Source organism: Candidatus Pelagibacter communis (assembly GCF_001179985.1).
In the GTDB taxonomy this organism is placed as follows: Bacteria; Pseudomonadota; Alphaproteobacteria; order Pelagibacterales; family Pelagibacteraceae; genus Pelagibacter; species Pelagibacter ubique_J.
In genome coordinates this window covers 1-586 of record NZ_CVSI01000051.1, presented here as the reverse complement: position 1 = coordinate 586, position 586 = coordinate 1, and the positions used below count along the sequence as shown (strand labels likewise).

1 protein-coding gene is annotated in these 586 nt (G+C 28.8%); it reads left to right on the top strand.

Annotated elements, in window-relative coordinates:
• Window positions 1-586 (top strand): toprim domain-containing protein (locus AMN80_RS02215; protein WP_256997976.1); only part of this gene is annotated, 586 nt, incomplete at both ends.

Below are 586 nucleotides of genomic sequence, written 5' to 3'. Positions count from 1 at the left end.
GGATTGTCAAAATTCAAAACAAGATGGCACTGAGCTTTTCATAGTTGAGGGTGACTCTGCTGGTGGATCAGCAAAACAAGGAAGAAATCGAGAAAATCAAGCAGTTTTACCTTTAAGAGGAAAAATTCTTAATACATTTACGGAGTTAAATGGATCAAAAAAAAATGGACATACAAATGATCTAAGGACAAAGGCACTATCAAAAATGATGTCATCAAATGAAATAGTTACTTTGATAAATGCTTTAGGACTTGACCCTAAAAATGATGAGATTGATTTAAAAGATTTGAGATATGGAAAAATAATTATAATGACAGATGCTGACGTTGATGGATCACATATTAGAGCTTTGCTACTCACATTTTTTAATAATAAACCATTTAATAAGTTAATTGAAAATGGCCATGTGTATTTAGCTCAACCACCGTTATTTAAAATTAATAAAGGATCTAAAGGAATTTACATCAAGGATGAGAAAGAATTAGAGGATTTCATAGTAAAAAATTCAAAAGATCTAAAAAAAATAAAAAAGGGATCCAAGGATTTTGAAAAATTTTTACAAGAAGAAAAATCAAAATTGAATATT